The organism is Nocardia mexicana NBRC 108244 (assembly GCF_001613165.1).
Lineage (GTDB): Bacteria > Actinomycetota > Actinomycetes > Mycobacteriales > Mycobacteriaceae > Nocardia > Nocardia mexicana.
Genome location: NZ_BDBV01000062.1, coordinates 32,310 through 52,601 on the forward strand (window position 1 = coordinate 32,310; position 20,292 = coordinate 52,601).

18 protein-coding genes and 2 pseudogenes are annotated in these 20,292 nt (G+C 65.7%); 14 read left to right on the plus strand and 6 right to left on the minus strand.

Features of this window, described 5'->3' with window-relative positions; genetic code table 11:
• Positions 1–68: 68 nt before the first annotated feature.
• Positions 69–692: a DUF6968 family protein gene (locus tag NM1_RS24205; RefSeq protein ID WP_147289123.1), complete on the minus strand. Its 624-nt coding sequence runs from the start codon at positions 690–692 to the stop codon at positions 69–71.
• Positions 693–829: 137 nt separating this feature from the next.
• Positions 830–1,102, minus strand: coding sequence for a hypothetical protein (locus NM1_RS24210; RefSeq protein ID WP_068024051.1), 273 nt, complete (start codon positions 1,100–1,102; stop codon positions 830–832).
• A gap of 1,003 nt (positions 1,103–2,105) precedes the next feature.
• Here NM1_RS24210 and NM1_RS24220 point away from each other — a divergent pair.
• The 6 genes from NM1_RS24220 (at position 2,106) to NM1_RS24240 (ending at position 8,600) form a co-directional block, all read left to right on the plus strand.
• Positions 2,106–2,999, plus strand: coding sequence for a helix-turn-helix domain-containing protein (locus NM1_RS24220; protein ID WP_068024055.1), 894 nt, complete (start codon positions 2,106–2,108; stop codon positions 2,997–2,999).
• Between the two features lie 29 nt (positions 3,000–3,028).
• Positions 3,029–3,226 carry a DUF397 domain-containing protein gene (locus tag NM1_RS41445; protein ID WP_307719333.1) on the plus strand — a complete coding sequence of 66 codons (198 nt, stop codon included), beginning with the start codon at positions 3,029–3,031 and terminating at the stop codon, positions 3,224–3,226.
• 1,014 nt (positions 3,227–4,240) lie between these two features.
• Positions 4,241–4,714, plus strand: a complete 474-nt coding sequence (locus NM1_RS24225; protein WP_068024059.1) for a hypothetical protein — start codon at positions 4,241–4,243, stop codon at positions 4,712–4,714.
• A gap of 151 nt (positions 4,715–4,865) precedes the next feature.
• Positions 4,866–6,401 (plus strand): P-loop NTPase family protein, encoded by a 1,536-nt coding sequence (locus tag NM1_RS24230; RefSeq protein WP_068024063.1) that lies wholly within the window; start codon positions 4,866–4,868, stop codon positions 6,399–6,401.
• Positions 6,402–6,696: 295 nt separating this feature from the next.
• Positions 6,697–8,421 (plus strand): replication initiator, encoded by a 1,725-nt coding sequence (locus NM1_RS24235; protein ID WP_068024066.1) that lies wholly within the window; start codon positions 6,697–6,699, stop codon positions 8,419–8,421.
• Entirely contained in the window at positions 8,418–8,600 is a 183-nt protein-coding gene (locus NM1_RS24240; protein WP_068024068.1) for a hypothetical protein, read from the plus strand. Before NM1_RS24235 ends, NM1_RS24240 begins: the two co-directional genes overlap by 4 nt.
• On the opposite strand, the gene NM1_RS24245 is transcribed toward NM1_RS24240, so the two are convergent.
• A complete protein-coding gene (locus NM1_RS24245; protein ID WP_169814321.1) occupies positions 8,597–10,144 on the minus strand; it encodes a recombinase family protein in 1,548 nt (515 codons plus the stop codon). The genes NM1_RS24240 and NM1_RS24245 overlap by 4 nt on opposite strands.
• 457 nt (positions 10,145–10,601) lie before the next feature.
• Here NM1_RS24245 and NM1_RS24250 point away from each other — a divergent pair, with 457 nt between their 5' ends.
• Positions 10,602–11,120, plus strand: a complete 519-nt coding sequence (locus tag NM1_RS24250; RefSeq protein ID WP_068024074.1) for a flavin reductase family protein — start codon at positions 10,602–10,604, stop codon at positions 11,118–11,120.
• Positions 11,107–11,274, plus strand: a complete 168-nt coding sequence (locus NM1_RS42485) for a hypothetical protein (RefSeq protein WP_157124002.1) — start codon at positions 11,107–11,109, stop codon at positions 11,272–11,274. Before NM1_RS24250 ends, NM1_RS42485 begins: the two co-directional genes overlap by 14 nt.
• A 57-nt stretch (positions 11,275–11,331) precedes the next feature.
• Here the strand turns inward: NM1_RS42485 and NM1_RS24255 are convergent, their stop codons facing one another.
• On the minus strand, positions 11,332–11,973 hold the full coding sequence (locus tag NM1_RS24255; RefSeq protein WP_068024077.1) for a hypothetical protein: 642 nt from the start codon (positions 11,971–11,973) through the stop codon (positions 11,332–11,334).
• An 80-nt stretch (positions 11,974–12,053) separates the two neighbouring features.
• Complete coding sequence (locus NM1_RS24260) at positions 12,054–12,917, minus strand: SDR family oxidoreductase (RefSeq protein WP_068024080.1); 864 nt, start codon at positions 12,915–12,917, stop codon at positions 12,054–12,056.
• Between the two features lie 345 nt (positions 12,918–13,262).
• Between NM1_RS24260 and NM1_RS24265 the strand changes: the two genes are divergently transcribed.
• From NM1_RS24265 to NM1_RS43360, 6 genes and pseudogenes are all read left to right on the plus strand, one after another.
• Positions 13,263–14,210, plus strand: coding sequence for an amino acid ABC transporter permease (locus NM1_RS24265; protein WP_068024083.1), 948 nt, complete (start codon positions 13,263–13,265; stop codon positions 14,208–14,210).
• Positions 14,207–14,998, plus strand: a complete 792-nt coding sequence (locus tag NM1_RS24270) for an amino acid ABC transporter ATP-binding protein (protein WP_068024086.1) — start codon at positions 14,207–14,209, stop codon at positions 14,996–14,998. The genes NM1_RS24265 and NM1_RS24270 overlap by 4 nt, the downstream gene beginning before the upstream one ends.
• Positions 14,999–15,025: 27 nt before the next feature.
• Positions 15,026–16,198: an LLM class flavin-dependent oxidoreductase gene (locus tag NM1_RS24275; protein WP_084519981.1), complete on the plus strand. Its 1,173-nt coding sequence runs from the start codon at positions 15,026–15,028 to the stop codon at positions 16,196–16,198.
• Positions 16,199–16,247: 49 nt separating this feature from the next.
• Positions 16,248–17,207, plus strand: a complete 960-nt coding sequence (locus NM1_RS24280; RefSeq protein WP_068024088.1) for an ABC transporter permease — start codon at positions 16,248–16,250, stop codon at positions 17,205–17,207.
• A gap of 192 nt (positions 17,208–17,399) precedes the next feature.
• Positions 17,400–18,275 (plus strand): ABC transporter permease, encoded by an 876-nt coding sequence (locus NM1_RS24285; RefSeq protein ID WP_068024091.1) that lies wholly within the window; start codon positions 17,400–17,402, stop codon positions 18,273–18,275.
• Positions 18,276–18,364: 89 nt separating this feature from the next.
• Positions 18,365–19,156, plus strand: a pseudogene (locus tag NM1_RS43360) (ABC transporter ATP-binding protein); the annotation flags it as partial.
• 121 nt (positions 19,157–19,277) lie between these two features.
• Here NM1_RS43360 and NM1_RS44150 read toward each other — a convergent pair.
• A pseudogene (locus NM1_RS44150) lies at positions 19,278–19,901 on the minus strand (Fic family protein); the annotation flags it as partial.
• Between the last annotated feature and the right edge of the window lie 391 nt (positions 19,902–20,292).

The following is a 20,292-nucleotide window of genomic DNA, read 5'->3' on the forward strand; positions in this document are numbered from 1 at the left end:
AGCACCCACCACACCAACACGTGTAGTTGTGTAGATGCCCGCCGAAAGGCTTTGTAGTGGTGGCCATTTCAGGTTGCTGTTTCCGGTTCGAGGTGCGGACGACCGGATCGGCACAACGGCTTGCGGGGGTTTTCGGGGAGACGGATATCGGGCTGGCCGTGCAGGGTGACGGGTGGGTCCAGCCGGGGATCGGTCAGAACGGACTCGGCGACTTGCAGCGCGTAGACGAGGGCTTCGAGGGAGTCGTCTCCGATACCGAATCCGTCGAACGGTTCCGGTGCACGACCGAGACCGGCGATATGGAAGAAGCAGGTCCAGCAATCATTGCGGTCATCGCGGAACGGACGGTCGATCTCGAGCAGTACCGGGGCTCCGTCGCGGTTGTCGTAGTAGCGGGTCGCGATCGGTGGCCGCCCGGGCGCGGACAGGTTCTCAGGATGCCACCCGTATCCGGCATCGAGGTTGCTGGCATGCTGAAGCCCGTTAGCGGTGAGCCGATATGTCGGGCGCTCGACGCTGTTGCCGCCTGCTTCCTCGGTGGCGTATCCGTTTCGGGTCAGCCAGTTCAACGCGGCTTTCACGTCACTGGTACGCGACCGGTTCAACTGCTTGGCGAGTCCGTCAGATCGGTGGGGGTGCCCGTCCTTCATCGCGTCGAGGACGGCGCGGCGCAGGGGTGGCCAAGGGATCACAGCGTGCCCCTCTCCGGCGTCCGCATCGCCGCGTCTTGGCTTTGGGGGGCTCGCATGTGGTAGTCGGAGTTTCCCATATCGGCTGATGTGCCTCCCGTGTCGTTCTGAAGGGATCTGTGTGTGAAATACCTTGTGAGCTACCGTGTTTGGTTCAATTGATCATGGAGTAGGCGGCCGTCGTTCGTGAGCCACCAGACCGGTTCGGCGCGGCCGTTGCGGTGTGCGACACCGGTTTTCACGAAGCCGCGTTCAGCCAACCGGCGCAACGCCTTCGCGGCGGAGATGGTGAGCTGCCCGCGGGTCAGTTGAGGGATGGACACGGCCCGGGTGAACCGCGCGAGGCAGCACAGGACATCGAGTTCGGTGTCGGATGGGCGTACTTCCCAGCGGGACACCAGGATCAGGGTCACCGGTCGTCCCGTCGGTCGGGCATTCCGATCACGTTCGTGTCGGCACCCCGCGAGGGCTGCCCGACTGTGTTGAACTCGGGGCCGCGTGGCCAGAAGGGAACGATATGGGGACTGTGGCCGACCGGGACAGTAGCGATGGTGTCCTCGGCTTCACGGAGGCTGTAGGGTCCCCACGCCGCGACCGGGCACGATCCGCCGTCGTGTTTCCCGCAGGAACCTCCGGTGGTCACGATCGCCCACTGCGTGTAGTACCGATGTTCGTCCGGCTGTGCCATCAGCACCACCGCACGATGTGCTGTGCCGAGTTGCGCCGAGGCGATGGCGTGTACTCCAGCCAGAATTCATGACGTATCCGGTTCCATAGCTGCGTCCACTTCGGGCGACGCTCCCGGGCGGTCGCTAGGTCGGTGCCAGGGGCGAAGGTCACGTCGACCGAGTGAGATTCGTTGTGTACGTTCATGATTTCTATCCGATGCCTCTCCAGTCGCCACGTTGCTTGCAGTCCGTCGACCTCGGTGGTGTGCTCGCTCACGCGACACCACCGCGCCTACTCGATAAGCGCCCTGACGTTTGCAGGTTCCCGTAGGTGAATGGCTTGGTAGCCAACGTGTTTCGACCAAGTCGTGTGATCAGAAAGCGGTCGGTGTTCCCGCTGCGCGCGATCAGTCCTCGATCATGAAGGTGTGCAACTACTCGGCGAACCTCCCATTTGGTGAGCTTCGCAGCGGCCTTGATCTGCCGTTCGGTGAGCACCCCTCCGAAGTCCAGAGCCCGCAACGCTCGAGCTTGGGCTACGGTGAGGCTTCCGCGTTCCTGGCTCATGCCGGTATGTTGCTACGGGAAGGCTATGTCGGGAATCCCGACTCGGGAACTTGACATTAGTTGCCGCAAACGCCCAGCACGGTTCCCGGGAATCCCTGCTTACGATTCCCGAGTCGGGAAATCCGCAAGTCGGAACGCGGGAATCGTGGGAGACTAAGACCTCGGGTAGGAGAGAGCGGAGATGCCGAGACAGCGAGAGGGTTCAGGCGGTACGACGTTGCCTAGGCGGCAGCTTGGGAAGGCGTTACGAGAAGCGCGTGATGCGCTCGGCTACACCCTCCAGCAGGTCTCGGAGGCTCTGGACATCGGAAAGTCCACGTTGTCACGGCTGGAGCTGGGGCAGAACGTGAGGGTGAAGCCGCGGGAGATCGAGTACATCTGCAGCTTCTATGAGTTGCCGCCGGAGAAGGTCGAGCATCTGAAGTCGCTAGCGGAGCAAGCGAGCACGAAGTCATGGTGGCAGGGTGATCGAGACCTGATGGCACCGGGCTTCGATACCTATGTTGACCTGGAAGCTTCGGCCAACCATCTTCGGTTCTTTCAATCCCTCATCGTTCCCGGCCTGCTTCAGACAGCAGATTACGCGAGATCGCTCGGGGAATCGTTCTACGTGCCCGAGACACCGGAGGAGATCGACAGACGAGTTGCGCTTCGGATGCGTCGAGCGAGCATCATTACGCGGCAGACCAAACCCGTGCACGCTGAATTCGTCTTGCACGAATCGCTGTTGCGAACGTTGGTGGGATCGCGGCAGATCATGGCTGATCAGATGCGGCATCTCGCTGATTTGAGCACGCGAGAGAATATCGTGATTCGAATTCTTCAGCACAGTGCCGGGTTCCCGGTAGGAGCGCCTCTCACTCCGTTCATCGTCTTGGACTTCCCACAGAGTCGCGGAAGCGCCGAGCCCCCTATTGTCTATACCGAAAGTCCAGTTGGTACTATGTTTTTCGAGGAAGAAGGCGACGTGAAGAGGTTCCGGGAAATGTACGACATCCTGAGTGAAAAAGCGATGGATGACGTTAAGTCAAGAGACTTTCTGAGAAAGATGGCGAAGGCGCACTCGGGGAAATAGCAAGGGAGATATGTAAAGTGAGCATTGATGTGTCTGGCGCAAGATGGTTCAAGTCCAGCCGCAGCGCTAGTGACAAGGAGTGCGTAGAGGTGGCATGGCTGGACGCCGGTCACGTCGGTGTGCGGGACAGCAAGAACCCAGCTGGCGGCGCATTGGTCTTCACCCCGGCCGAGTGGGATGCCTTCACGGCCGAAATGTCGGAAGGTGGGTACAACCGCCCCACTTAGAACCTTGGCAGGACCTACGCGCATACGAAACGGCCTCTCTCCGAAGAACTTTCGGAGGAGGCCGTTCGCCATATCCAACCCTGAACCCGCCCTGGTGCCGGGTCAAGCTGTCGACGGACATCGGGTGGCCTTGGGCAGACTGACATACGATCGACGTGGCCGAAATCAGGCAACTCCGTGTTTGTCAATTCTGACACGCCAGGAGATTCCTGCACTGAACGTGCGGGTCTGCTGGTACCGCACAAAATGTACCCAGGTTGGATCTTGACGGGGGCTTGTTTGACGGGATGATGGAGGGTAAGGGACTGGTCGGATTGTCGGGCTAGCAGGAAGGATTCAGTAGGAATCTGGTGGGTCCCTTGCGCTTGAGCGAGGCGGTCGGAGGGAAGATCGCACCGAGGTGTGATCCCGTCTCGTGCTGGCGTCCGGAGTGATTGTTCCGTGTCGACGATGGTTTCTCGGCACGATCGCGGCCCCGCGAACTCCGGTGCTGTGTGTTGGATGGGGCATTTCAGCATGTAGATCCGCGTGGATGCACGCGTGGCGTCGCGCTGCGCCTTGGCGTTGGGCGGGGCGAGGTCACACCTGGCGTGTGCCTTGGTCCCCGTCCGCGCGGGGTCGCAGTGATGATGGGTGGCGTCGAGCACGAACAGAGAGGAGGTGAGGCGAGACGAGTGAGGTGGATTCAGTGATGGTCTGACGTTTTCGTTGGCTGTCCCCCCGGGTGCGACCGAGGGGACAGCGTGAACGAAAAAACTCCCCAGGATTTCGGGTTCCGGCCCTACCTGCGGAGTCCCCTTTCGTAGCAGAAACGGAGTTCTGCTGTGTCCAGAGTAGTACATACGCGCGTTCAGCGTCATCTGCCCAGGTGTTGCGGGGCGGAGGGCGCGAGATGACTAGCGCGTCCCGGATGGGTCCGGGGTCACTGCCAGACTGGACCGCAGTTCTCCTGTTTGTGCTGGTCAGAAGCATCTGCAAAGCAAAGATGATCACACATAAAAGGAGTTGGCCGTAATGGCTGGAGAACGTGGTAACGATCCAATCAATACCCGGAAGGATTTTCGGTTCAAGACGACGTTCGATGAGTATTTCGAACAGGGTGTGATTCAGATCAGGCCGATTCGCCCGGATACGGAATACACCAATGACCCCAACAAGGTCGGGGCCCAGAAGCGCGATCCCGTGACGGGTCTGCTGATGTGGCGAATGGCGGTGATGGACCCGAATGAACCCAACCCCCGGCGGGCGTCGTATGACGTGATCCTGCTGGCGGATACCGAGCCGGTACCGACGACCGAAGAGATTCGGCCGGGGCTTCGCCCGGTGGTCCTCGAGGGTGTGACCGTGCAGCCCCGCATCGCCGGGCAGAACGAGTTCAAGTACCTCGACAAGACGGTCCGGGCAACCGGTTTCGCTCCTGCTCCGGGTACGGGCGGCCGGTCCGGCGGCGCGGCGGCTGGTCCCGCGTCGGGCAAGAACGCGGGCTGATTCGCCCCATTTCCGGGCGTAGGGCGGCGGGCACGATCGGCGGTAAACCGGTCGTGCCCGCCCCTCCTCCCTCTCGCTCCTTCTTCCTGCAATTCGGTTGCAGGACAAGACTTTTCGAAATGAACCTGATGGAAAGGTTCTGGTACTGATCATGGTTCGTTCTTCGGACTATCAGAAACGGCCGCCCAACGACACGTTCGGCGAGTTCTCGATAATGGTGGTGGAACTGCTCGGCAAACTCGGGGTCGGGTTGCTGCTGGCGGTGTGGTGGTCGGTGTTGTTCCCGATGCTGTCATTACCGGTCGCGGGCGCGGTCGCGTTGGGCTGGTGGCAGGGCTGGCCGTACGGGGCGGCGGCCGGTGCCGGTGTGGTGCTGGGGTGGGCGGTGTGGCGGATGCGGTGGCCCGCCTCGTTCGAGCGGTGGGTGACCGGCCGGATGCGGCAACGGTATTGGCGGTGGTACCGCTACAACCGCCGGTGGCGGTCGGTAATGGCGCTGCAGGGCCTCACCGCACAGCTGGACGAACGGGTACTGACCCCGCCCGTGGTGAGCATCCGGGTCGGCCGGATAGTCGACGTGGTCGACGTCGCTATGCTCGACGGGCAGGAAGTCGAGACCTGGGAAAGGCATGCGGAGAAGCTGCGGCATTCGTTCCGTGCCATCGGATTACGGGTCCGCCACAGCGAATCGGGGCGCGTCCGCCTGGAGGTGATCCACACCGATATTCTCCGCAAACCCATCCCACTCCCCCGCGTGGTCGTGGACGCGAGAACGGTTGACCTGGAGGCGGTGACGGTCGGCACGACCCAGCTCGCGCAACCGTGGCAGCTGGAACTGCTGGGCACGCATTTCCTGTGCGGCGGCGCAACGGGTGCGGGGAAAGGATCGGTGGCGTGGTCGGCGATCGCTGCGGTCGGCCCGTTGATCGCGGAGGGTTCGGTGGTGGTGTGGGTGATCGACCCGAAAGGCGGCGCGGAGTTCGGGTTCGGGATGGGCTGGTTCGACCGGTTCGCCTACGACAACACCACGGGCGCGCTCGAGTTGCTGCGGGAGGCGGCGCGGGTGTTGCTGGCGCGCATGGCCCGCATCCGGGGCAAGGCCCGCAAGGTCTACCCCACGCCGGAGGAACCGATGATTCTGCTGATCATCGATGAGGCGGCGTCGCTGACCGAGTACTACGCCGACAAGAAGGTCAAAGACGAAATCGAACGGCTCCTCGGCTTGATCCTCACCATGGGACGCGCCGCCGCTGTCGTCGTGCACGGATACGCCCAAGATCCCAGTAAGGAGGTCATCCGTCTCAGACAGTTATTTCCTGTTCGTGCGGCTTTACGGGTGCGGGAGAAAACACAGGTCGGCATGGTGCTCGGGGACTCGGCGCGGGAGCGGGGCGGGCTGGCCGATCTCATCTCGCTCAAGACTCCCGGCGTGGGGTATGTGCAGATCACCCCGGCCGCCGATCCGGGCGACGACGAACGCAGCGAAGCCGAAGAACAGCGGGCCGATATCGAGCGGGTCCGGGCGTTCCACGTGACCGACGACGATATCCGCTGGATCATCAACACCTACCGGCCACCACGCCGCTACCACGGTGACCAGGTGCCCGGCGAACCGGTCGTGATCGACCTCGATGAACACCTCTACAGCGACAACCCGGACCGGAACGGCAAGAGCCGCAACCGATAACCCCCACCCCATACACGCGGTACGCCCCACCGGTCCGGATGGGGCGTACTGTGGAAAATGCCGCGACCAACATCATCAGACACACAATCTTTGCGGCCCTGCGCGATACAGCGCCCCGAGGCACCGAGTCGGCGGTGTCACACGAACCTCAATTCTGTTCCGGCGGTTGATTTCTCGTCCATGGACTCATGGCGGGCTGCCGGAATCGCAGGCGTGCCCCACATCTCGGGCGCGTGCTCCACATGTTCGCTCCTGTCGTGAGTCGGTTCCGACTGTCCGACAGGAGCTTTCAACAATGTCCGAACAGGATGCGGCGGGGCGGGGGCCGTCGTTCGATCATGTAGCCGTCGCTACCGCGCTGCGGTACGGGGTATGTATCCGGCCGGTGGTGCTGGAACGCCGCGACACCGAGACCGGAGCACGCGAACTGGTGCCGGTGCCGTGCGGGCACACCCGCGAATCCGTCTGCGCACCATGCGCCACCAAGCACAAAGCGCTACGGCTCGCGCAATGCCGGGAAGGCTGGCACCTCGACCACGAACCCGAGATCCCGCGCCCACAACCGACGTTCGACCAGACCGGGCTCATGTACTACCGGTCGGACCTGGTGAAGGCACTCACCGAAGCAGAACACAACGGTGACACCGACGAAGTGACGGAACTGCGCGCCGAAATCGCTTGGGCCGACAAGGAACTCACCGAACTCGGGATGCGCGGAAAGCCCCCGGAAATCGACACAGACGCCCTGGCCGCCGGGACCGACACCGATACCGATACCGACGACGTGGAGAACAGCGCTGGTGAGGCCGATGAGGATGAGCCCCGGCGGCGGTCGACTCGGCGACGGGAGGATGTGCCGGAGTTGCCGCGTCTGCCGGTGTCGGATCGCACCCTGGGCCGGGAGTACGCGGGCAAGTACAAGCCCTCGATGATGATCACGCTCACGCTGCCCAGCTACGGACACGTCCACCGCGACGACGGCACCCCCACCGACCCGGACAGCTACGACTACCAGCGGGCGGCGTGGGATGCGATCTGGTTCTCCCGGCTGCTGTCGCGCTGGATTCAGAACCTGCGCCGCGCCGTCGGTTGGAATATTCAATATTTCGCCACCGTGGAACCGCAACGGCGGGGTGCGCCGCATGTGCATATCGCGATCCGCGGGACAGTCCCCAAACGGATACTCCGGCAAGTCACCGCCGCGACCTACCACCAAGTGTGGTGGCCACACCCCGACCGCCTCATCTACGACCCGGACGGTTCCCAGGTCCCTCTGTGGGACCGCGACACCAAGACGTTCGTGGACCCGCACACGCGAGAACCGTTACAGGCGTGGGCCGACGCGATGGAAGCCACCTTCGATGACGACGAACCGGCACACGTGGCACGCTTCGGCACCCAGGTGCACGCGAAGGGCATTTTGGGCGGTAGCGAGGAAGCGAAGCGGCATATCGGGTATCTGTGCAAGTACCTGACCAAGTCGGTGGATGAGGTCGTGGAGGCTACCACCGCCCGCCAGCACGATCATTACGACCGCCTGCACGAAACACTGTGCCGCACACCGTGTTCGGACCGGTGCGCGGTGTGGCTGCTGTACGGCATCGTGCCCAAGGGTGCGGGGTCACGGATGCAACCCGGCCGGTGTAAGGCTCGCGCCCATCGCCGCGAAACTCTTGGGCTGCCGGGCAACCGGGTACTGACCTCGGAACGATGGACGGGCAAGACGCTCGGTGATCACAAGGCCGACCGCATGGACTTCGTGCGCCGCGTGCTCGCTGCGGGCGGGATCGACAAACCCGAACCCGACCCGCGTCGCTACACCTGGTCGACCCTCGCCCCGGGTACCCGGGTTCCGTCGCGGGCGCATCTGCTGATGTCGGCAATCGCGGAACGCATTGCATGGCAAGCCGAATACGACCGGGCCATGGCGGCGGCGCAATACCCGCCCGAAGCGGATGACGGCGGCGGGTCAGGGCCGCAATGTTGTTCGGCAACCGGGGAACCGGGGGAACCGCGATGACGGCCGCACCGAGACGACGGCGGCGGGAGTGGACTCCGGAAGAGCTGGAATGGCTGGACAAGACCCAGGAACGGCTGTCCGGGCCGCTTACCGAGTGGCAGCTGTCGGTACTGCGGTACTGGTGGAACGGTGGCTACGCCCGCGACGACAACTCCGGCGGTGTAGATCGGGCCAGCTAGGCCACCAATGGGGCAACATCGATCAGTTCCGGGCTGGCGGGCGTGCCGTATCCGGTGCGTTTCCCGCCGGTCGGGTGAATCGTGATCGACAGCAACGACCGGATGATCCGCCGCTTCGCCTCCAACGGCGTGACCTGATCGTCGTGCCACTTCGCGCGAGCGTCTGGCCCTGCTGCGGCCACCACGTGCGGCATCGGAATGGCCGCCTGGGCGCGGGCCTCGGCGTCCTTGATCGCGGGCAGCTTGCGGTCCTTGTACTGCTTGATCTCCAGCGGCGACAGCTCGGCCGCGATCGCTTCGGCAACCCACTTGTCGTAGGTGTCGCGCAACGCTTTCGCCTCGGCCTGCGCGGCGGCCGCGTCGGCATCCGATCGCGACAAGGCCACCAACAGGCCCGGGTCTTCCAGCTTCCGCAGTACCGTCTCCTCGATCAGATCGTCCAGGGGCTCGGCGCGGCGGCATACGCACTGGTTCTCACACTCGTAGTTGCGCGGTCGCAGATGCCCGGCCCGGTCGCGTCGGCCCCCGGACCGCGATTTCACCGACCCACCACATTTCCCGCACCCCGGGATACCCGACAGCAGCCACTTCGGGGCGCTGCCCTGCTGCCCGATCGCCAACCGCTTCGGGTCGGAGAACATCGCCTGCAACTCGTCGAAGTCCTCCAGCGAGATCAACGGCTCCCACGTCGCGGGCGTCGTCGTCACGGTGCCTGTGGCTTTGTCCTTGTGGGCCCGCAATCCCGCGATCGTGTGGCACGTCAGGACACCCCGAACCATGACGTGATCCCACTCGGTCATCCATGCCTTGTCGCACAGGCAGGTGCGACGGTCCACCGCTTTCAACACCCGGCGGCCCTCGGTCTTCGAACACCTCCGGCACGGCAAACCCATGTCCGCGCTCGGAATCGGCACCCGCTCACTGGTCAACCACCGGGCGACGGTCTTGCTGGATCGCGATTGCAAAGCGAGCCTTGCCATCTCACGCACGATCGGCCCCTTCTGCGGGCTCGGAATCCGGTCTACCGCCTTGCCGCGCTTGTAGACGATCTCGTAGCCGAACGCCTCCTTGCCGTGCGGCTTGCCGTCCAAGAAGTTGCGTTCGAGCTGCTGCATCGAATCGAACCGGTTCTGCTCCGGCTGATACTCGTTATCGACCGCTTCCTGCGCCAGGATTCGCCGATCGGTCGGGTTGTCCAGGTCATACAGTTGGCCGCCGGAATACCAGTACACATGCAGTTTCGCGCACAACTCCCGCAAGATCGCGAAGTCCAGCAACTGGCGGCTCGCCCGCGACGACGAACGAGTCACCAGCACACGCGGTTTCCCGCTTCGCGTCGGCGTCGACAGTTCGGCAACCAGCTCCTTGTATCCGGGGCGCTGCTTCACCGTGTGGCGGGTCGCGCCGATATCGGGGTCGGAGATCACCCGGCCTACCGTCCAGCCGAACCGGCCGCACTCGTCGCGGCCCCATCGCAGCTGCTGCGGTACCGACAGACCCTTCTTCTTGTCTTGCGAGTTGCGACCGTACAAAGTCGCTTCCAAATCGGGAAAATCCTTGGGATTCAACGGCATAACCCCAGCGTACGCCGCAACCACCCCTAAACGAACTTATCCACCGTCAACCAGCCGTTCGTTCCGGCGCCGGCGAAGTAGGTGGGGAAGACCCGGCAGAGGTGTGCCGGGGGACACCGACCCCGTCCGTGATGCCGTGCACGGGCGGGGTCGGTCCGGGCGGTCAACCCGGACGGACGAGGTGACCGGCGGGGGTGGGGCGTCGAATACGCCTGTGGCGCAGGGGCTTGTGGGGGACTATCGGGGGTGGCCGTGGGTGGGATGGGATCGCGACGATCGAAACCCTCGCGGGCATGGTGGCGATGATGTTGTAGTGATGGTGCGCCGGGCGCTGGTTGCCGCGCTCGGCGCGCATATCAGGCGCACACTGGGGAGCGACACATGAGCAGAACAGTGGCCGACTTTTCCGAGACCGAGCTGGTGAATCATGGCTGAGCTGCACGAGATTCCCGCCGACGGCGCCGGACTGCGCCGAGCATTCGCCGCCTTTCCGAGTGGGGTCGTGGCGGTCTGCGCCGAAATCGGTGGTACCCCACACGGTTTGGCGGTGAGCACCTTCGTTCCGGTGTCGCTGGATCCGCCGCTGGTGTCGTTCTGTGTGCAGAACAGTTCCACCACGTGGCCCCGCCTGTCCGCGGCCAGCTACCTGGGCCTGAGCCTGCTGGGCACCGATCAGCACGGCGCCGCCCGCTCGCTCAGCTCGCGCAACGGCGACCGCTTCCGCGATCTGGACCTGTATCACGGAGCGGGCCATGCGGTGTTCGTCGACGGTGCCTCCGCGTGGCTGGAAGGCGTGATCGAGACCCAGGTCCCCGCCGGTGATCACCACGTGGTCATCCTGCGGGTACGGCGCCTGGCGACGCGTGCCGAGGTCGACCCGCTGGTCTTCCACGGCAGCCGCTTCCGGCGCCTACACCCCGAGGAGGCCCGCAATGGCGTGGCCTGACCCACACGAGCTCACCTTCGCCCTCCCGAGCCTGCCGCGCTTCCTGCGCCGCTCGCCCGAATCGTCTATGCCGGTAGATGATTCGGGCGATCACCACTGGTCCTGGGTGAACCCCGCATGGATCGGCGCAGTCCTCGGCACCGCCCCGCTGTGAAGCCGGTGGATTCCGAGGAGATGCCTCGAAAGCCTGTGAGGGGCGGGGTATCTCGCGTCAGTAGGGGTGGGCGGGGCGGAAGCATAGCCGTCGGCGCGGGGCGGGTAGGGGGTCGGTGTGTGCTACCAGCGCGGCCGCCAAGCCTTGTGCGTGCAGCTCGTGCCGCTGCATGTCCTGGCTGAAGGCATCCAGGTGAATGAGGGTGTGCTGCACCAGGACCGGGCCGACGTCCGGCGGGTCGGTGCACGCGCTGTGATAGGCCTCCACCGCACGCGGGTCCTCGGTCAGCGCGGCCAGTGCGCCCAGCCGCACCCGCTGGGTGAGCCCGTCCCACAGCCGGGCCTCGTCGGCGGAGCGGATCTGCCGCCAGCCGCCGCGATAGTCCAGGTCGCGGATGATGCAGTCGGCCGACTTGCCCAGCCGGGTCTCGCAGACCACCGCCCACAGCGCGCCGAGCCAGCTCAGGGTCCGCAGCACCGTTGTGGCGTCCCGGGCGTCGAACTCGGCCTCGGCGTCGGCCTGGGTGGCCAGGTTCGCCCAGCGGAACACCAGCTCCTCGGTCTCGACGAGCAGCTCGCCGGGTAACTCGTCCGAGGCGGGTCGCACGATCTGCACCGCGCGCCCGGACACCGGGTCGCGCAGCTCCACCATGTCCGCTTCGCCGGTCGGTACCCAGCGATGCGAATTCCGAGTGATCATCGGCGGTCCCCGCTCGGTACAGCTGCCACATCCATTCGGATTGAGCCACGAATGTCGCAGTTGCGCAAGCAAAACCGTGGTTACGGCGTCGTGGACGTCCGCTCCGGATCCGCGAGCAGCCTGCTGAACTGGCGGTTCGCGATTCGCATGACGATCTCGTAGGGCAGCGCCCATTTGCGCGCGAACCAGTAGGCCACGCGGATATCGAAGGAGGTGTGCACGAGATAGCGGTTGCGCTTGATGCCCGCGATGATCCGACCGGCGACCTTCTCCGGCGTCACCGCGTGCCCCTCGAACAGGCCGGTGAACTTGCGCACCCTGGGATCGTCGCGGTCCACGCCGATGATCTGCACCGTGCCGACCAGCGGCGTGCGCACCGCCCCGGGCACCACCAGGCTCACCCCGATGCGGTGCCGCTCCAGATCGAACCGCAGCACCTCCGATATGCCCCGCAGCCCGAACTTGCTGGCGCTGTAGGCGGCGTGCCACGGCAGAGCCAGCAGCCCGGCGGCCGAGGACACGTTGACCAGATGCCCGCCGCGACCGGCCCGCACCATCGGCGGCAGGAAGTTCTCGATGATGTGGATGGGGCCCATCAGGTTCACGTCGACGATCGAGCGCCAGTGCCGGTGCTCGAGGTTTTCCACAGTGCCCCAGGTGGCGATGCCCGCGATGTTCATGACCACGTCGAGGCTGCCGTGTTCGGCGTGCACGCGGTCGGCCCACGCGGTCACGGCCTCGTAGTCGGAGACGTCGAGCGCCTGCGCCGTCAGTACCCGGCCGCCCGTGGCCTCGACCGACCGCACCGTCTCGTGCAGTCCCTCCTCGGCGATATCGGTCAGGACCAGGTGCGCCCCCTCGCGCGCCGCGGCGAGCGCGGTGGCCCGGCCGATGCCGCTGGCCGCGCCGGTGATCAGGCATTTCCGGCCGGTCAGGTCTTTCATGTGCGGATCTCCTAGCGGATCTGAGAACAACGGTGTTCACAATAGAGTATTGCGAACAACTGTGTACACAGGGCATCGGTCGTTTGTGGATTTCCCGTTCCCGCTCGGGAAAACCGTTTGCCAACAGTTGGATTCACGGTGATCGGGAGTGCAGACATCGGATCGAGACTCCTTTACGTTCGTGAATACCCATCCAGAGCGGTTGAAAGACCTGGCTCGACGATCCCCGCCTCACGGCCCGAGGGGCCATGAGGCGGGGAATGCGACTGACGCGGGCCACGAGGCGGGGAATGCAGGACTGGCGCGCAGCGCTACCGCCGGGACCGATGGAGGATCGCGATTTCCATGAGCACACTGGCCGCCGAGTCCGCCGACACCCGCGCGGTGCCGGCGGACGATGAGGATACGCTGCCCGTCGCGCGGACCTGGCATCCGTGGCGGTGGCTGGCCGCCGCGATCGCCCTGGTCCTGGTGGCGCAGTTCGCGCACGGCCTGATCACCAATCCGGGCTGGGACTGGCCGACGTTCGCGCGCTACTTCACCGCCCGTTCGGTGCTCGAGGCCTTGAAGGTGACCGTCGAGCTGACCTTCTGGGGCACGCTGGTCGGATTCCTGCTCGGCATCTGGCTGGCGGTGGCCCGGCTGTCGAAAATCCCTGTGCTGCAGGTGATTGCCTGGGTGTACGTGTGGGCGTTCCGGTCGATCCCGCTGATCGTGCAGCTGCTGTTCTGGTTCAATATCGCCTACCTGTATCAGCGGCTGTCGATCGGAATCCCTTTCGGCCCAGCCCTTCTCACGTTCGACGTCAACGGCGTGATCAGTGGCTTCACCGCGGCGGTCATCGGGCTGGCGCTGCACCAGGCGGCCTACTCGGCGGAGATCATTCGCGCCGGGATCATCTCGGTCGATCCGGGTCAGCTGGAGGCGGCGAAATCGCTGGGGCTGCCGTGGCGCCGACAGTTCTTCACCATCATCGCGCCGCAGGCGATGCGCGGCATTCTGCCCAATGCGGCCAACGAGGTGAACAGCCTGTTCAAGGGCACCTCGATCGTGTCGGTGATGGCCATCGCCGAGCTGTTCTACCAGGTACAGGTGATCTTCGGCCGCAACGGGCGGGTGGTGCCGCTGCTGATGGTGGCCACGGTCTGGTACATCGTGCTCACCACGGTGCTCACCGTCGTCCAGTACTACATCGAACGGCACTTCGCCAAGGGCAGTCAGCGCGAGCTGCCGCCGACGCCGTGGCAGCGCGTGCGGGGCAAGATCGCCGAAATCACGGGGGAGCGCCGATGAGCGAGGCAGTCGCGGCCGACAAGAGCGGCGAGTTCGCTGTCGAATTACGCGGAGTGCGAAAGCATTTCGGTCCCAACGAGGTATTGCGCGGCATCGACCTGGCCGTGCGGCCGGGTGAGGTGACGGTGATCCTCGGCCCGTCCGGCTCGGGCAAGTCGACCCTGTTGCGCACCATCAACCATCTGGAGAAGGTCGATGCCGGATCCGTGCGGGTGGGCGGTGAACTGGTCGGTTACCGTCGCAGGGGCGCCAAGCTGTACGAGCTGAGCGAGCGGGACATCCTGCGGCAGCGGTCGCGCATCGGCTTCGTCTTCCAGAACTTCAATCTCTTCCCGCACCTGACCGTGCTCGAAAACGTCTCGCTGGCACCGGTTTCCGCGCAGGGACGACCGCGGGGAGAGGTCGAGGCCGAGGCGGCGGAGCTGTTGGAGCGCGTCGGTCTGGGCGACAAGTCGGGGGAGTATCCGCGCCGTCTGTCCGGCGGGCAGCAGCAGCGAGTGGCGATCGCGCGCGCACTGGCGCTGCGTCCCGCCGTGGTGCTGTTCGACGAGCCCACCTCCGCGCTGGATCCGGAGCTGGTCGGCGAGGTGCTGGAGGTGATCCGGGACCTGGCCCGCGACGGCGCGACCCTGGTCATCGTCACGCACGAGATCGGCTTCGCCCGCGAGATCGCCGACACCGTGGTGCTGATGGACTCCGGGCAGATCATCGAGCAGGGACCGCCCGGCCAGGTTTTCGATAACCCGGACCACCCGCGCACCAAGGCGTTTCTCGCGCATGTGCTCTGAGCCTTCCTCCGAGAAAGTGATCGCCGCATGAAGTTCCTGCTGCTGACCTTGATAACGCATCAACCGGACCCCGTGACCGGCGCGGTCGAATCTCCGGCCCAGCGATTGCGGCGGGTGGTCGACAGTGCCCGGCTCGCCGAGGAATTCGGGTACGACGGGTTCGCCGTCGGTGAGCGGCACGAGGATCCGTTCATCTCCTCCGCGCCGCCGGTGGTGCTCAGCCACATTGCGGCCGTGACCTCGAGGATCGCGCTGTTCACCGGTGTCACGACGCTGAGCCTGCTCGATCCGGTGCGCGCCTTCGAGGACTATTCGACGCTGGACAATCTGTCGGGCGGGCGGCTGGAGCTGATCATCGGCAAGGGCAACGGCGCGGCGCAGGCGCAGCTGTTCCATGTCACCGCCGAGGATCAGTGGGACCGCAATCGCGAAGGCTACGAACTGTTCCGGCTCTTGTGGGGCAGCGACAGCGTCACCTGGAGCGGGCGATTCCGTCCCGCCCTGACCGATGCCAAGGCGCTGCCGCGACCGTTGCAACCGCGGCTGCGCATCTGGCACGGCAGCGCCACCAGCCGCGATTCGGTGGATCTCGCGGCGCGCTACGGAGATCCGCTGTTCTCGGCCAATGTCACCTACCCCCTCGAGCCGTATGCCGAACTGGTGGAACACTATCGGGACCGCTGGGCCGCCTACGGGCACGACCCGGCCGACGCGCTGGTCGGTGCCGGTACCGCAGGTTTCTACGTGACCCGCGATTCGCAGGACGCGTTGCGGGCATACCGCCCGATCTTCGAGGCCCGGCAGGCGACTGCCCGAAAGCACGGCGTCCCCATCGTTTTCGACACCCTCGAGGATTTCGCCGAACGCAGCTCCGCCCTGATCGGCAGCCCGCAGCAGGTGTCGGAAAAAGTGCACCGCTACCACGAGCGATTCGGCCACGAGGTCATCCACCTCTCCGCCGACAGCGACGGCCTCACCGACAATCAGCACCGAGAAAGCCTCGAGCTGTTCCAATCCGAGGTGGCCCCGCCCCTCCGCCAGCGCATCCCGAGCCGAGCCCTGGGAGCGCTGCGGTATGGCACCCCGGTGGCGCCGAGTGATGCTGCAACGCAGGGCGACGCCGCATTGTGGGGCGACGTCGACGCGCAGCATGAGGGCGCCGCGCGGCCAACTGACATTGCGGAAGCGGTGCATCGGTGATGGGAGTCGAGGCCGCGCGGCCGGCCGGTATGTCCGGGGCGGTGGGGCGGTGACCAAGTATGTGAGTCTGCGTGTGCTGCAGGCGGTTGCGGTGTTGTGGGCGGCATTCACGGTGACGTTTGCGGTGCTGTATCTGCTGCCTGGCGATCCGGTGGAGCTGGCTGCCGGTGCGACGCCGGGGACGCCCGTCGATCCTGCGGCCATCGCCGAGATGCGGGCGCGGTATGGGCTGGATCAGCCTGTGTGGCAGCAGTATTGGACGGCGCTGACGCATGCTGTGCAGGGAGATCTCGGGCGTTCGCTGAGTACGGGGCAGTCCGTGACCGGCGCGCTGGCCGATGCCCTGCCCTCCACGCTTGCGCTGGCTTCGTTCGCCTTGGCGCTGGCCGTGGCATTCGGGACCGCGCTGGCGCTGGCCGCGACCTTTACCGAACGTCGGTGGCTGCGAGGTTTGTTGACGGCGCTACCTCCGATCGGCGCCTCGGCGCCCACCTTCTGGGTGGGCTTGCTGCTGTTGCAGCTGTTGTCCTTCCGCCTGCGGGTGGTTCCGGCCTTCGGCGGCACGGGGCTGCAGGGTGTCGTGCTACCTGCGGTGACCCTGGCAATCCCGGTGGGCGCGGTGATCGCCCAGGTGCTCTACAGCAGCCTCGCCCAGACCTGGCGCCAGCCTTTCGTGGACGTGGCCTTCGCCAAAGGTGCCTCGCGCTGGTGGGTGCAATTGCGGCACGTCCTGCGCCCGGCCGTCGCTCCCGCGCTGACCGTGGCGGGCGTCTGGGTGGGCACGGTGCTCGCCGGATCGGTCATCGTCGAAACGGTGTTCTCCCGCGCGGGCGTGGGCCGTCTGACCCAGACCGCCGTACTGAACCAGGACATCCCGGTGGTCCAGGGCATCGTCCTGCTCACCGCCATCGCCTTCGTCCTGGTGAACCTGGCCGTCGACCTGGTCTATCCGGTACTGGACCCCCGTGTGGCCCAGGCGGTTCGAGTAAAGGAGGCCGTCCATGCGTAGGCGTGCGGTACCTCGCAGCCGCCGAGACGGGGGTTCTGCTCCGTCGGCGCAGCGACATCGGAGCACCGTCCCCCCGGCTTTCCGGCGAACGCCGGAATCGAGTGGCGAGGCTCGGCGCGGAGGTTCCGACCCGGTCCCGGCATTCGCCGGGACGACGGGGGTGCGTGACGAGACGACGGTGGTGCGTGGCGGATGATCGGGACCTTATCGGCCGAGCGGCCTGGCTTAGCGCAGGTCTCGGCACTGCGCTGGGCTGCTGTACTGAAGTCGGTGCGCACCAAGCCTTTTGCAGTGTTGTCCGCGCTCGTACTCCTGCTGGCGCTGGGGTGGGCCGTGGTTCCGGCGTGGTTCACCGGGCGGGATCCGTTGGTCGGGGTGCCGGCGGAGAAGCTGCGTGGGCCGAGTATGGACCATTGGTTCGGTACCGACAACCTAGGGCGTGATATTTACACCCGGGTTGTGCATGCTGCCGAATTATCGTTGACGGCAACGGTATTCGCCGTTCTGATCGGATTGGTCGCCGGATCGCTGATCGGACTGGTGGCGGGTGCGGTCGGCGGCGTAGTCGATTCGGCGACGATGAGGGTCGTCGACGTGCTGCTGTCGATTCCGGAACTGCTGACCTCGCTGGCCCTGGTGACCGTGCTCGGCTTCGGCACCCGGAACGTCGCGATCGCGGTCGGCGTGGCGCTGGTGGCCCGGTTCGCGCGGGTGATGCGCACCGAGGTGCTGCGCGTGCGCCGTGCCCAGTACGTGGAGGCCGCCCTCGCCGCCGGTGTGCGGTGGCCCGTGGTGCTGGTGCGGCATGTGCTGCGCAACGCTTATGCGCCGGTCGCCGCGCTGGCCGCCGTCGAATTCGGCGTAGCCGTGCTGGCCGTCTCGTCGCTGAGCTTCCTCGGCTACGGCGCCGCCCCGCCCACGCCGGAGTGGGGTTCGCTGATCTCCGAGGGCCGTAACTACCTGGCCACGTCGTGGTGGATGACGACCCTGCCCGGCCTGGTCATAGTCGCGGTGGTGCTCGCCGCGCAGCATCTCGGCCGCACCATCGCACAAGACGGTGCGCGATGAGCGAGTACACCGACACGGCACCCAGCCCACTCGAACTCCGGCAGGTCGCGGCCCTCGGCGGTGCCGCGAAACGCTCACCCGAACCGCTACTGCGCATCGATGATCTACAGGTGGCGTACGGCGACAACGCGGCGGCGACCGCCGTCGCGGGCGCTTCGCTGACCGTCTCGCCGGGCGAGACCGTCGCCCTGGTCGGCGAATCCGGTTCCGGTAAATCGACTGTGGCGCACGCGGTGATCGGACTGCTGAACGGCGGCACGGTCACCGGCGGGCAGATCCACTTCGCGGGTGAGCGGATCGATACCGCGCCACAGCGCCGCCTGCGCCAGTTGCGCGGTGCGCGAATCGGTCTGGTGCCGCAGGATCCGGGCACCTCGCTGAATCCGGTGCTCCGCATCGGCGATCAGGTGGCCGAGGCACTGCGCATCCACGGCCGCGCCAGCCGCCGGACCGCGGCGGCGGAGGCCGTGCGGATCCTCACGGACGCGGGACTGGATCGGCCGGAACTGCGGGCGCGGCAGTACCCGCAGGACCTGTCCGGCGGGCAGCGTCAACGCGTGCTGATCGGCACCGCGCTGGCCTGCGATCCCGACCTCGTGATCGCCGACGAACCGACGAGCGCCCTGGACGTCACGGTGCAGCGACACATCCTCGACCACCTCGCCGACCGCACCGCACGATCGGGCACCGCGGTCCTGTTGATCACCCACGACCTGGCGGTGGCGGCGGACCGTGCCGACCGGATCGCGGTGATGCGCCGCGGCGAGATCGTCGAAACCGGCGACACCGCCGAGATTCTCGGCAACCCGCAGCACGAGTACACCCGCGGACTGCTAGCGGCCGCCCCCAGCCTGGATACCGAGGTACGACCGGAGCGCCCCGGTCGCGCTGGATCTGAGCGGACAGGCTGTAGAACCGCCGGGAACTGCCGTCCGCGCGGGCGAGCCACAGGTCACCGAGAGCGCGGGCCATGCGCCCGTTTCCGTCGTCGAAGGGGTGGACCGTGACGAACCACAGATGCGCCAGTCCGGCCTTGACGACCGCGGGTTCCGGGGTGTCCCGGTTGAACCAGTCCAGGAACTGTCGCATCTCGGTGTCCAGCCGGGCGGCCGGTGGCGCCTCGAAATGCACCTGCTGTCTGCCGTACGGGCCCGAGACCACCTGCATGGGGCCACCCGCGTCGTCACGCCACGCGCCCACGCGCAGCCGCGAGATACCGGAGTACCCCGTGGGGAACAAGCCCGCATGCCACCCGAAAAGCCGGTCCGGGGTCATCTGACGATCGTGGTGGATCGTCGCGTCGAGCACCATTTCGACGACGCCATCGATATGTCGATCAGCCGGGGTGGGGGCGCCGATATCGACACCCAGGTGGCGCGCGATGGACGAGCGGACGGACTCGGCGTCGAGCATCTCGCCCTCGATCTCGCTCGTCTTGACCACGTCCGAGGTCAGAGTTGTCAGGCTCACCTGGTCGGCGACTCTGTCCTCCGTGTCGGCGAGGCGTCCGAGCAGCAGCCCCTGACGGCGAGAGGCATCGGCAATCGGCCCGGCCAGGCGGCCGGAATCATAGGAGAGCGCAGGCCAGCCGGGGTCCTCCCAGATGTACCTCTGCCCTCGGGTCATGCGGTCATTATAACGTTATTCTCCGCATGATTTGCGGAGAATAACGGTGTCCGTGCTGGCCCGCATCGAGTGCGTGGATCGACGGTATTCGCACCGAGCCCTGACCGCACCGCGAGCGCTGGGGAGCAGGGGCTGCCCTCGGCTCGAATGGGTGCGTCGGCCCGATTCCGCGTGCGGTCAACGATGTTGGGCTGAATATTCGTGAAAATCACTGTGATGCAATAAAAGTCGGCCAGCCTGCTGTTCGCACCGCATTTCCCTACGCTCGCAATGATTTTGAAGCGGCGACGGTTTGGTTTCGGGACGTCCGGGGTACTCGTGTGCAATGACGAGAGGAAGGCGTTGCGCCATATGAGATGACGCCCCGGATCACCGGACCAGCAATAGAAGG

Bases quoted from the DNA above. Each gene is read 5' to 3' on its own strand.
- NM1_RS24220 (WP_068024055.1), top strand. From the start codon at position 2,106: ATGCCGAGACAGCGAGAGGGTTCAGGCGGTACGACGTTGCCTAGGCGG.
- NM1_RS24225 (WP_068024059.1), top strand. From the start codon at position 4,241: ATGGCTGGAGAACGTGGTAACGATCCAATCAATACCCGGAAGGATTTT.
- NM1_RS24230 (WP_068024063.1), top strand. From the start codon at position 4,866: ATGGTTCGTTCTTCGGACTATCAGAAACGGCCGCCCAACGACACGTTC.
- NM1_RS24235 (WP_068024066.1), top strand. From the start codon at position 6,697: ATGTCCGAACAGGATGCGGCGGGGCGGGGGCCGTCGTTCGATCATGTA.
- NM1_RS24240 (WP_068024068.1), top strand. From the start codon at position 8,418: ATGACGGCCGCACCGAGACGACGGCGGCGGGAGTGGACTCCGGAAGAG.
- NM1_RS24250 (WP_068024074.1), top strand. From the start codon at position 10,602: ATGGCTGAGCTGCACGAGATTCCCGCCGACGGCGCCGGACTGCGCCGA.
- NM1_RS42485 (WP_157124002.1), top strand. From the start codon at position 11,107: ATGGCGTGGCCTGACCCACACGAGCTCACCTTCGCCCTCCCGAGCCTG.
- NM1_RS24255 (WP_068024077.1), bottom strand. From the start codon at position 11,973: ATGATCACTCGGAATTCGCATCGCTGGGTACCGACCGGCGAAGCGGAC.
- NM1_RS24260 (WP_068024080.1), bottom strand. From the start codon at position 12,917: ATGAAAGACCTGACCGGCCGGAAATGCCTGATCACCGGCGCGGCCAGC.
- NM1_RS24265 (WP_068024083.1), top strand. From the start codon at position 13,263: ATGAGCACACTGGCCGCCGAGTCCGCCGACACCCGCGCGGTGCCGGCG.
- NM1_RS24270 (WP_068024086.1), top strand. From the start codon at position 14,207: ATGAGCGAGGCAGTCGCGGCCGACAAGAGCGGCGAGTTCGCTGTCGAA.
- NM1_RS24275 (WP_084519981.1), top strand. From the start codon at position 15,026: ATGAAGTTCCTGCTGCTGACCTTGATAACGCATCAACCGGACCCCGTG.
- NM1_RS24285 (WP_068024091.1), top strand. From the start codon at position 17,400: ATGATCGGGACCTTATCGGCCGAGCGGCCTGGCTTAGCGCAGGTCTCG.